This window comes from Pseudoalteromonas sp. XMcav11-Q, assembly GCF_040104525.1.
In the GTDB taxonomy this organism is placed as follows: domain Bacteria; phylum Pseudomonadota; class Gammaproteobacteria; order Enterobacterales; family Alteromonadaceae; genus Pseudoalteromonas.
Genome location: NZ_JBECOX010000005.1, coordinates 272,396 through 284,856, shown reverse-complemented (window position 1 = coordinate 284,856; position 12,461 = coordinate 272,396). Strand labels below are relative to the sequence as shown.

General features: G+C 43.8%; 8 protein-coding genes. All 8 read left to right on the top strand.

Annotated elements, in window-relative coordinates; genetic code table 11:
* Window positions 1–21: 21 nt before the first annotated feature.
* The 8 genes from ABMY45_RS10700 to ABMY45_RS10665 all read left to right on the top strand — a co-directional run bounded on the left by ABMY45_RS10700 (window position 22) and on the right by ABMY45_RS10665 (window position 12,459).
* Window positions 22–342 (top strand): DUF6419 family natural product biosynthesis protein, encoded by a 321-nt coding sequence (locus tag ABMY45_RS10700; RefSeq protein ID WP_010606266.1) that lies wholly within the window; start codon window positions 22–24, stop codon window positions 340–342.
* A gap of 83 nt (window positions 343–425) precedes the next feature.
* A complete protein-coding gene (locus ABMY45_RS10695; RefSeq protein ID WP_206471214.1) occupies window positions 426–1,550 on the top strand; it encodes a 4-phosphoerythronate dehydrogenase in 1,125 nt (374 codons plus the stop codon).
* 37 nt (window positions 1,551–1,587) lie between these two features.
* Window positions 1,588–2,604, top strand: a complete 1,017-nt coding sequence (locus ABMY45_RS10690) for an aspartate-semialdehyde dehydrogenase (protein ID WP_039496085.1) — start codon at window positions 1,588–1,590, stop codon at window positions 2,602–2,604.
* Between the two features lie 289 nt (window positions 2,605–2,893).
* Window positions 2,894–8,566, top strand: a complete 5,673-nt coding sequence (locus ABMY45_RS10685; protein ID WP_349288864.1) for a FimV/HubP family polar landmark protein — start codon at window positions 2,894–2,896, stop codon at window positions 8,564–8,566.
* A gap of 142 nt (window positions 8,567–8,708) precedes the next feature.
* Window positions 8,709–9,503, top strand: a complete 795-nt coding sequence (gene truA, locus ABMY45_RS10680) for a tRNA pseudouridine(38-40) synthase TruA (protein WP_010606270.1) — start codon at window positions 8,709–8,711, stop codon at window positions 9,501–9,503.
* Between the two features lie 134 nt (window positions 9,504–9,637).
* Window positions 9,638–10,513: an acetyl-CoA carboxylase, carboxyltransferase subunit beta gene (gene accD / locus ABMY45_RS10675; protein ID WP_010606271.1), complete on the top strand. Its 876-nt coding sequence runs from the start codon at window positions 9,638–9,640 to the stop codon at window positions 10,511–10,513.
* 26 nt (window positions 10,514–10,539) lie between these two features.
* Window positions 10,540–11,796 carry a bifunctional tetrahydrofolate synthase/dihydrofolate synthase gene (gene folC / locus ABMY45_RS10670; RefSeq protein WP_102056437.1) on the top strand — a complete coding sequence of 419 codons (1,257 nt, stop codon included), beginning with the start codon at window positions 10,540–10,542 and terminating at the stop codon, window positions 11,794–11,796.
* 36 nt (window positions 11,797–11,832) lie between these two features.
* Window positions 11,833–12,459, top strand: a complete 627-nt coding sequence (locus ABMY45_RS10665; RefSeq protein ID WP_206471538.1) for an SPOR domain-containing protein — start codon at window positions 11,833–11,835, stop codon at window positions 12,457–12,459.
* Window positions 12,460–12,461 lie beyond the last annotated feature (2 nt).

Sequence of the window (12,461 nt, the reverse complement as noted above, 5' to 3'; positions counted from 1 at the left end):
TCCATGTTAAGGAGAAACAAGATGCAGCAGAGTATTTTTTATCTAGTCACTATTTTGGCCTTTGCCGCGATGTTGTCGGCCTTTCACCTCTTTCCTGAAGCGGTAATTTTTAATGTTTTTAGCAGTTTGTTTGCCGCATTACTTGGCTACCGAGCTTATACCCGTTGGGCTTTATTATTGTGTTGTATTAACGTGTTGGCCATGACGTTTTGTCCTTTGCTTGATTCAGGTGGCTGGTTAAGTCTCAAGGGGGCGGTTGTTTTTGTATGCTGTGTGATGTTTTTTGCAATAGCGTTTGGTTGCAATAAAGCGGTGACACAAAATAAAAGGTTTTATTATTAGTCGCCTAGCTTGCCATGTTAAACTCGACTCAGGCGATGTGTTATCGCCTGAGTACTCGAGACAATAGGTGACAGGAAACCCGCATGCGAATATTAGCCGATCAAAATATGCCCTTAGTTGAGTCATTCTTCTGCGAAATTGGTGAGGTAACACGGTTTGATGGCCGTAACCTTCAACCTGACGAGCTAAAAAACGTCGATATTCTGTTGACTCGCTCAGTCACTAAGGTCAATGAGGCCCTGTTAGCACAAGCAGATAATCTGAAGTTTGTTGGGACTGCGACAATAGGGATTGATCATATTGATACCTCATTGTTGGCCAGCGCCAATATCTCGTTCAGCAGCGCACCAGGCTGTAATGCGATAGCTGTTGCCGAGTACGTGATAAGCGCTCTACTTGCATACGCACAAGAAACTTCCACGCCACTTCAAGATAAAACGATTGCCATCATTGGTGTTGGTAATATTGGCGCGTGTTTGGCATCAAAGCTTAAAGGGCTTGGTCTTACGATATTATTGTGTGACCCCGTAAGGCAGCAAGCGGGGACATTGGATTCACATGTAGCCTTAGATGAAGCCTTAGCGCGCGCGGATATCGTGACATTTCACGTTCCATTAGTTAAGCAAGGCCCGCATAAAACGGTTCATCTACTTGATGCACCGCGGATAGCGGCATTAAAGCCGGGTACGGTGATAATCAACGCAAGCCGTGGAGATGTTATCGATAATCAAGCGCTTTTGCGCGCTTTAGAGGGTGGGCAAGCGCTCGAGCTGATCTTAGACGTTTGGGAAAATGAGCCGAATATTTTGCAGCCATTATTGCAATATACTCGCTTTGCATCTGTACATATTGCTGGCCACACGCTAGAAGGCAAGGCACGAGGCACGCAAATGTTATACGAAGCCGTATGCCGAGAATTCGATTTACCAGCCAGCAAAACGATTAGTGATTTTCTTCCTAAGCCAAGTGTCACTGGCTGCCAATTGCAAAGCACAGCCAACGAGCAGGATATTATCAATTTAGCGCATCTTGTTTATGACATTCGTCGTGATGATGGCATCATGAGAAAACAGCTAAACACATTGGGCTTTGATACCTTGCGTAAAGCATATCCCGTGCGTCGAGAATTTAGTACAATTGCAGTCAATAATGACTCACCAATCAGTGAAAAGCTTTACCAACTTGGCTTTTCTGAGCACAAGAGTTAAGTGCTGTGGTTGGTATATTACAGAATGAGGAAAAATAATGTCGCAAAAATATAATGTTGCGGTACTTGGCGCAACAGGTCTTGTTGGCAAGCAAATTATCGAATTACTAGCAGAACGAAAGTTTCCTGTAGACACATTATACCCACTCGCGAGTAGCCGAAGCGCGGGTGAAGAGATTGACTTTATGGGTGAAAAAATCGAAGTTCTGGATGTTGAAGAGTTTGATTTTTCTAATGCCCATATCGGTTTGTTTTCAGCGGGTGGTTCCGTGTCGGAGAAATATGCACCAATCGCCGCTGAAGCTGGCTGCATTGTGATAGATAACACCTCACATTTTAGATACGACTTTGATATTCCATTAGTAGTTCCTGAGGTGAATAAAGACAGTCTTGCCGATTTTAGAAATCGTAATATCATTGCTAACCCAAACTGCTCTACAATCCAAATGCTAGTGGCACTTAAACCAATTTATGATGCCTATGGCATTGACAGAATTAATGTCTCAACTTATCAAGCGGTATCTGGTGCAGGTAAAGAAGCGGTAGATGAGTTGGCTAAGCAAACTGCAAACTTAATGAATGCAAGACCGATGGAAAACGAAGTGTTTAGCAAACAAATCGCTTTTAATGTCATTCCTCAAATTGATGCGTTCCAAGAAAATGGTTACACCAAAGAAGAAATGAAGATGGTGTGGGAAACGCAAAAAATCTTGGGCGACTCAAGTGTTTTGGTTAACCCGACTGCGGTTCGCGTTCCTGTGTTTTTTGGTCATGCTGAAGCCATTCATCTTGAAACGCGCATGCCTTATGATCTTGAACATGTTAAGCAGTTACTTGCTGATGCGCCGGGTGTTGAACTAATTGAAGACGAAAACGACTACCCAACACCGGTAAGTGATGCAAGTGGTAACGATACCGTTTATGTGGGTCGTGTAAGGCAAGATATTTCACATCCACTAGGCTTAAACTTATGGGTGGTATCAGACAACACCAGAAAAGGTGCAGCAACAAATAGCATTCAAATAGCAGAAGCCCTTATAGAAAGCTATCTATAGGTACCCTTTGATATCGCAAAGTAAGCAAAGTTTTGCTTACTTCTCTGCACTATGACGGCAAACTTCTGCCAAGAAGTTTGCCGTTAAGTCAAATACTTGACTATTCTTCACCTATATCAGCTATTCCAAAATCAGTAAAAAGCATTATAACCATGTTAACTTTCAATACGTTGCAATGGATATTCCAACATATCTGGTTTATAGTTTGCATTTGGAATAGAGCTTGCTTCAAAGCCATAATAATAAAACGTCGTTTAACGGGTGTTAAACATTTGAGTAAAGGATCGGCATGCGCGGTTTAGCCTTATTTAGTATCTTTGTATTCGCACTGATTGCCACACCAGTATATACCCAAGAGGGGGTAGTGCTAAAAGGCCCTAAAGGGGTTGATTATGGGGCTCAAGGTCGGTCAATAGGGCCTATCAGACCCACGGATACATTGTGGCGTATAGCACAAAAAGTGCGACCAGATGACTCGGTCACCATTTATCAGGTGATGAAGGCGCTTTACGATAAAAATCCTAATTCATTTCTAGATAAAAACCTCAACCATATGCAGGATGGGGCGTATTTACGTATTCCTACCATCAATGAAATTCGCAGTGTAAACCCTGAGTTGGCAAAGCAAAAGTCGGATCAAGATGACAAACTTTGGGAAATGAAGCGTAAGGGATTATTGAACCCAAATGCAATCAACGAAGCTGAAAAAAAGGTTACGCAAGCTCGTAAAGTCGATGTTGAAGAAGCAAAAAAAGACCTGACTAATCAACTGCGCTCTTTAAAGATGGAACAGGACATGAGGCTGATGGACTTACAAAAAGAGTTCAAGTCCTCGGTGCGTAATGTTGAAGAAATTCTATCCGAAAACAATAAGTTAAAGCAACAGCTCGGCGCTATTTCTACCGAGCTTCAAACGGTTCGTACTCAGCTTGGAAAAGACAGCGAAATCCAACAACAGCTAAAGGCTGTTATCGACTTGCAAAATGAAATGATTGATCAGCAAGCCGCTCAAGCAAAAGCGCAAGAAAGTAGCGAGTTAAGCGCATTTTTTAGCTCGCCAGCTGGCATTGCATTACTTGCTACATTGCCAGCACTACTGGCAATTGCTGGATTCGTTATGTTCCTACGCCGGAGAAAGCAATCTCAGACGTCAACAGATGATGACGATTTTCTTCCGCAAACACCATCCGTGGCTGCAGGCGCTGCGACTGCATTTGACTCTGAGCCAGACCCACTTGATATCGGAATAGGCGACGATGAAGATGCACTGGGCGCAAGCGTTCAGTTAGATGACGATATCTTACCTGAAGACGATGAAATTACCTTTGACTCACTTGATGACGACTTCGATGAAGGAAGTGATACGTTAGATCAAGACGAACTGGATAGCTTACTAAACGAAGATATTTCGTTTGGTGATGATCACGACGAAGACTTTATGCAACAGAGCTTCGAGGAGGCTGATGATGAAGTTTCGCTCGATGTTGATGATAGCAAAGATATTTTAAGTGACAGCGATCTAGATGATTTGTTCAACGAGTCTCAAGACGAAGAAATTGATGTTAGCGATGATGCGCTTGCTGCCCTGAGCGAGGAACTTGCTGATGAGCAAGCGGATGCTGTTGCAAACGACGATGATATCGATTCAATTCTTGACGGGGCGCTAGATGAAGAGCCCGAATTTAGCGGCAACTTTGATAGTGAGAGTTTAGTCGATGCTGATGATATCGATGCACTACTTGATGCTTCTCAAGATGCTGACGATGATGCACTGCCTGATTTTGAGGAACCAAGTAGTGAGCTTGCGGGTGATGATATTGATGCTCTATTAAATGAAGTTCAAGACGATGCGTTAGCTGAAATTAACGAAGAGCCAGATACGCTTGATGGTGATGATATCGATGCTTTATTGGATGAAGCACAGGAAGATACGTTGCCAGAATTAGAAGAAGAGTCAGATGCTCTCGCTGGTGATGATATCGATGCTTTATTGGATGAAGCGCAAGAAGATACGTTGCCAGAATTAGAAGAAGAGTCTGACGATCTAGCTGGTGATGATATTGATGCTTTATTGGATGAAGCGCAAGAAGATACGTTGCCGGAATTAGAAGAAGAGTCCGATGATCTCGCTGGTGATGATATCGATGCTTTATTGGATGAAGCACAGGAAGATACGTTGCCAGAATTAGAAGAAGAGTCAGATGCTCTCGCTGGTGATGATATTGATGCTTTATTGGATGAAGCACAAGAGGATACATTACCTGAACTGGAAGAAGAGTCCGATGAACTAGCTGGTGATGATATCGATGCTTTATTGGATGAAGCACAAGAAGATACGTTGCCGGAATTAGAAGAAGAGTCTGACGATCTAGCTGGTGATGAACTCGATGCTTTATTGGATGAAGCACAGGAAGATACGTTGCCGGAATTAGAAGAAGAGTCCGATGATCTCGCTGGTGATGAACTCGATGCTTTATTGGATGAAGCACAGGAAGATACGTTGCCGGAATTAGAAGAAGAGTCCGATGATCTCGCTGGTGATGAACTCGATGCTTTATTAGATGAAGTACAGGAAGAGCCGTTACCTGAACTGGAAGAAGAGTCCGATGAACTCGATGCTTTATTGGATGAAGCACAAGAAGATACGCTGCCGGAATTAGAAGAAGAGTCAGATGCTCTCGCTGGTGATGATATCGATGCTTTATTGGATGAAGCACAGGAAGAGCTGTTACCTGAACTGGAAGAAGAATCCGATGAACAGGCCGACGATGAACTCGATGCTTTATTAGATGAAGTACAAGAAGATACGTTGCCGGAATTAGAAGAAGAGTCAGATGATCTCGCTGGTGATGATATCGATGCTTTATTGGATGAAGCACAGGAAGAGCTGTTACCCGAACTGGAAGATGAATCTGATGAACTGGCCGACGTTGAACTCGATACATTAGTTGAAGAAACACCAGAAGAAGCTTTGCCAGAGCTGGAAGAAGAATCTGATGAACTGGCCGACGACGATCTCGATGCATTAGTTGACGAAACACCAGAAGAAGCTTTGCCAGAGCTGGAAGAAGAATCCGATGAACTGGCCGACGACGATCTCGATGCATTAGTTGACGAAACACCAGAAGATGGTTTGCCAGAGCTGGAAGAAGAATCTGATGAGCTGGCCGACGACGATCTCGATGCATTAGTTGACGAAACACCAGAAGATGGTTTGCCAGAGCTGGAAGATGAATCTGATGAACTGGCCGACGTTGAACTCGATACATTAGTTGACGAAACGGCAGAAGAAGCTTTGCCGGAGCTGGAAGAAGAATCCGATGAACTGGCCGACGACGATCTCGATACATTAGTTGACGAAACGGCAGAAGATGGTTTGCCAGAGCTGGAAGAAGAATCTGATGAACTGGCCGACGACGATCTCGATGCATTAGTTGACGAAACGGCAGAAGAAGCTTTGCCGGAGCTTGAAGAGGAAGTTGGTGAGCCAGCAGATAACGAGCTTGATGGTTTATTAGATGAAGCACCAGAAGATGCTTTACCAAAGCTGGAAGAGGTATCTGACGAGCGTGAACTAGGATCTGAACAGCTTTTAGCAGAGTCTGAGCAAACGGAGTCAGGACACTTGTCTGGTATGTTGGATGAAGAGGATGCTATTCCGGAATCATCTGAAGAACTGATGGAAGATACATTGCAGTCCGATCTAGCCAATGAAGCAGATTTTAGTGATGAGAATGTTCAAGCTGACGAAGACAGTGAATTTGAAGATCCTGACTTAAAAAGTGTTGATGAGCTATTACAGGAGCTTCAAGCCGAAGAACAGTTTGAGTTGGATGCTGAACTTGAAGACGATTTTTCGGATGAAGAAGTTGAAATTGAGCTGGGAGATGATCCACTTAATGACGAAGTGGATTTACTGGCAGAAGAAGAGTTTCTTGACGAAGAAGATCTGCAACCAAGCGCAGAGCTAGAGAGTTACCCTGAGCTGGAACTTGGCGAAGAACTTGAAACTACTGACTCGCAAAGCGAAACCGAAAAAGCATTATCAGAAGCATTATCCAATGACGCTCAATTTGATATAGAGGACGGGCTTGATGACGATCTTCTCGACGATGAAATCTCTGGCTTTGATGAAGATGATTTGCCTGAATTTAGTGCGGATTTCGACGAAGATACCTTGCTTGAAAACGAACCTGAAGCACCAGTCGAAGCAGCAGAAAGTGATACGCTTGAGTCTGAACCTGAACTGGAAGTTGAAGACGAGCTGCCGGAGTTAAACGCAGATTTTGACGAAGAAACCTTGCTTGAAGATGAGCCTGAAGCACCAGTCGAAGCTGCAGAAATTAATACGCTTGAGTCTGAACCTGAACTGGAAGTTGAAGACGAGCTGCCGGAGTTAACTGTAGATTTTGACCAAGAAACCTTGCTTGAAGACGAACCTGAAGCACCAGTCGAAGCAGCAGAAAGTGATACGCTTGAGTCTGAACCTGAACTTGAAATCGAAGATGATCTGCCAGAGTTAAACGCAGATTTTGACGAAGAGACCTTGCTTGAAGACGAACCTGAAGCGCCAATCGAAGCAGCAGAAAGTGATACGCTTGAGTCTGAACCTGAACTTGAAATCGAAGATGAACTGCCAGAGTTAAACGCAGATTTTGACGAAGAGACCTTGCTTGAAGACGAACCTGAAGCACCGGTCGAAGCTGCAGAAAATGATGAGCTTGAGTCTGAACCTGAACTGGAAGTTGAAGACGAGCTGCCGGAGTTAAACGCAGATTTTGACGAAGAAACCTTGCTTGAAGACGAACCTGAAGCGCCAATCGAAGCAGCAGAAAGTGATACGCTTGAGTCTGAACCTGAACCTGAACTGGAAGTCGAAGACGAGCTGCCAGAATTAAACGCAGATTTTGATGAAGAGGCTTTGCTTGAAGACGAATCTGAAGCGCCGCTCGACGAAGCTGAAAGTGATACGCTTGAGTCTGAATCTGAGCTTGAAATCGAAGACGAGCTGCCAGAATTAAACGCAGATTTTGATGAAGAGGCTTTGCTTGAAAACGAACCTGAAGCACCAGTCGAAGAAGCAGAAAGTGATACGCTTGAGTCTGAATCTGAGTTTGAAATCGAAGACGAGCTGCCAGAATTAAACGCAGATTTTGATGAAGAGGCTTTGCTTGAAAACGAACCTGAAGCACCGGTCGAAGCAGCAGAAAGTGATACGCTTGAGTCTGAACCTGAACTTGAAATCGAAGATGAACTGCCAGAGTTAAACGCAGATTTTGACGAAGAGACCTTGCTTGAAGACGAACCTGAAGCACCGGTCGAAGCTGCAGAAAATGATGAGCTTGAGTCTGAACCTGAGCTTGAAATCGAAGACGTGCTGCCAGAATTAAACGATGAAGATGACTTGGAAACTCTACTTTCTGAGCCACAAACTGAATCTGAATTACCAGAGGTCAATGAAGCCGAGATTGAAAAAGAATTTATGGCTGACTTTACCCAAGCAGACTTCGATGCTCTACTCAGCGAACTGGACGATCCCAGTGACTTTGACGCCGGAAATGCAGAAGATTTTGAAGTAGATTTCGATAGCTTGTTACAAGACGAATTGGTCGCAGGGGAAGCCCAAGCGCTACCAACGGACGCCGAAGGTACAGAAGACTACTTAGAAATTGAAGACCTACTTGAACAAAGCGACGATCTTGATAGCGATGTTGAACCTTACGTCGGTGCAAATATGGATGTTGGGCTTGGCGATTTTGAAGAACTATTAGCGGGTGAAAATACCACGGATGTTGATTTAGAGGATGAAGGGTTTGCCGCTAAACTAGATTTAGCGAAAGCTTATATCGAAATTCAAGATTATGATTCGGCGATATCAACGCTCAACGATGTTATTGAGAATGGTCCGGATTCTGTGCAAGCTGAGGCAAAGTCGCTTAAATCCAGTCTTACAGAGTCTTAATACTCACATCAACGATACCGACCACACAAAGTAATTGCCTTGTTTGGCCGGTATCATCATCTACTTCTTAGCTTAAGCGCTTTAATTCACATCGCCAATGGCATAAAATGTCGTTTTTGTTATGGGTTGCGATAGAAAAAGTATGCGAGTAGCGTTAGGCATTGAATATAATGGTGCAAATTATAGTGGTTGGCAGAGGCAAAATCATGTCAGCAGTGTCCAAGAAGAAATAGAAAAAGCGCTATCGAATATCTGTAATCATCCCGTTGAGATAACTTGCGCGGGGCGCACTGATGCAGGGGTTCATGCAACGGGTCAACTCGTGCATTTTGACACGGATTCAGCTCGCGATATGAGCGCTTTTACATTAGGAATGAACTCTCAGCTTCCCGACGACATTGCGGTACGATTTGCTAAAGAAGTCGACCCTGAGTTCCATGCTCGTTTTTCTGCGACAGCTCGTCGATACCGCTACGTTATTTATAATCACACCTACAGGCCGGGTATTTTACGCAGTGGCGTAACGCATTTTCACCACGAGCTTGATGTTGAAAGAATGAAAGTTGCATGCCCTGTGATGATAGGGGAGCAAGATTTCACTTCTTTCAGGGCGGTACATTGCCAGTCTAATACGCCGTTTCGTAATATCCATCACTTAGAGGTGAAACGCATTGGCAAATATATTGTCATTGATATTAAAGCAAATGCGTTTTTGCATCATATGGTGCGCAATATTACAGGTTGTTTACTTGATATTGGTGTTGGCAAGCAAGAGCCTGAGTGGATGGCGGAGCTGCTTGTTGCAAAAGATCGCACGTTAGCAAGTGCTACGGCAAAACCTAACGGATTGTATTTAGTTGATGTGGACTATCCTGAACAATGGCAAATAGAAAAGATGCCGCTTGGGCCTTTATTCTTGCCTGAGGAATTAGTGTAACGGTCATATTTATGTAGTACCTTGTACTCTTAAGACCAGTTTTTTATATCACCTATAGCTAAATCATGATTTAATTGGGAAAAGATGTCTGTCTTTACTGACGGAACAGAATAAAGCACGATAGAGAGTTGCAAATGAGTTGGTTAGAAAAGATCTTACCTAAAACCACTAAATCTTCTGGTAAAAAAGAGATCCCAGAAGGGGTTTGGGCAAAGTGTACAGATTGTGATTCAATCCTATACAAAGCGGAATTAGAAAAGTCGTTAAACGTATGTCCTAAGTGTGATCATCACATGCGCATTACGGCACGTAAGCGCCTTGAAAGTTTTTTAGATGATGCAGATCGTCAAGAGCTTGGCACAGAGCATGAGCCACAAGACGTATTAAAGTTTAAAGACTCTAAAAAATATTCAGATCGTATCGTTCAAGCGCAAAAGGTAAGTGGTGAAAAAGACGCTTTAGTTGCAATGAAAGGCCGCGTAAAGGGTATTCCTGTTGCTGCTGTTGCTTTTGAGTTTTCCTTTATGGGTGGTTCAATGGCGTCGGTTGTTGGTGCGAGATTTGTTGATGCAGTTAACGTTTGTTTAGAACATAACATGCCGTTAATCTGTTTCTCTGCATCTGGTGGTGCACGTATGCAAGAAGCACTTATGTCATTGATGCAAATGGCAAAAACAAGTGCTGCATTGGCAAAAATGAGTGATAAAGGCTTGCCATTTATCTCAGTATTAACCGATCCAACTATGGGTGGTGTTTCTGCATCATTGGCAATGCTTGGTGATATCAATGTGGCAGAGCCAAAAGCACTTATCGGTTTTGCGGGTCCACGTGTTATCGAACAAACTGTACGTGAAACCCTACCTGATGGTTTCCAGCGCAGTGAGTTCTTATTAGAGCACGGTGCGATTGACATGATCGTCGACCGTCGTGAAATGCGCGATACGTTAGCGCGTATTTTGGCGAAGTTTATGGACTTGCCTTCCACTGAACAAGAGCATAGAGTAGCGTAAATTTTTCAAATTGAGCTACTCAACTTATGACGGTTAAACAGCCTAGCCAATCATCAAGCCTTGATGATTGGCTTTGTTATTTAGAAGCAATTCATCCAGCCACCATTGAAATGGGACTTGAGCGTGTAGCGCAAGTTGCCGAGCAAGCCGGATTACTTGAGCCTTTCAGTAAAATTATTCTAATTGGTGGAACCAATGGTAAAGGCACAACGGCCAGGTGCTTGGAGTCGTTGTTGCTCGCACAAGGGTTTTCGGTTGGCACCTACGCTTCACCACATTTAGTGCGCTACAACGAGCGTGTCCGAGTGAATGGGGCAGAGCTTGAAGATCAGTATCATATCGATGCATTTAAATTCCTCGATGACACCCGCAAAGACACTCAGCTGACCTATTTTGAGTTTGGTACGCTTGGCGCGTTAAGTATTTTCAAGCGCTGTAAGGTTGATTATATTTTGCTTGAAGTTGGTTTAGGCGGGCGCTTTGATGCGACGAATATAGTCTCGCCATTTGCCTCTGTTATCACGACTGTTGACTTAGATCATAAAGAGTATCTGGGTGATACCCGAGAGCTGGTAGGCTATGACAAAGCTGGCATTTTCCGCAGTGGTAAGCCTGCAATCGTTGGCGATTTAAATATTCCACATACGGTTACAGACTATGGCGACGAAATTGCGGCAGATATGGTGTTATCAAAGCGCGATTTTTATTTTACCCCGCTAGATTCTCAGTTTAGATGGCAATATCTTGATTTTGATTGGCACTTCGACAAACCAGCCATTCCAGCACAAAATGCTGCGACAGCGTTAACGGTATTAGCTAAACTTGAGTTGCTACCTAGCTATGATGCAGTGAAGACTTGTTTGGCAAATTTGCAAGTGGAAGGTCGCTTTCAGCGACTCAATACCACGCCGCTAGTCTATACAGATGTTGCTCATAATCCAGAGTCTGCAAGATATTTGGCAACTAAGTTACAAGAACTAAAGCAAAAAGGGTTTAAAATTCATGCCTTAGTCGCTATGCTTGCGGATAAAGACAAAGCCAGTGTGCTGAAAGAAGTCACCCAATATGTAGATAGCTGGAGTTTAGCTTCACTTTCAGGGCCTCGTGGAGAGCGTGCGGAAAACCTTAAACCTTTGCTTGACCCAAGTTGCAATGTCACCTTATTCGATAGCGTTACAGCAGCACTTGATACTCAGCTCGATACCCTTACGAGCGATCAGGCATTGGTGGTATTTGGCTCGTTCTTTACCGTTGCTGAGGCAATGGAATACTGGCGAAAATAACCAAAGAAGATTTAACGTTTAGTAGAGAGTAAAGTTGTGAACTCAGTATTTATAAATCGCCTTGTTGGAACGAGTATCGTCGTGGTTGCTGCGGTGATCTTTATTCCAAATATCCTTGATGGTGAAAAGGTCCACTACAAGGAAGGATTTCAAGCGATCCCTGAAAGACCTGAGTTCAAAACCATTGATCTCCAAGAAAAAGTGGATGCGCAAGCCAAGCTTGCGCCTGAGTTGCCCTCTGAGCCGTTGGAAGATATTCACGCCGATGATGCAAAACTAGAAGGCACGGAAGAGACAACGCTAGCCAATACGCCGCAATCAGATACGTCACCTACACACGTTGAGGCGAAACCCGTCGCAACGACCGACAAAGTTGAGGTGGCGAAATTAACGCGTCCAGAGAGTGCTAACTTTTCAAAAATGGCCTATGTCATTCAGCTTGGTAGCTTTTCGCATAAGTCGAACGTCGATGCACTGACGAAGAAGCTTGCTGACAATGGCTTTAAAACCTTTACAAAACCCGTTAAAACCCCTAATGGTACACTGACAAAAGTGTTTGTCGGACCAGACTTAAATAAAGCTGAACTTGAAGCTAAGTTACCAGAACTAAAGAAATTAACTAAGTTAAATGGTCGTTTGACACAATTTGAAGTGACAAAATGATC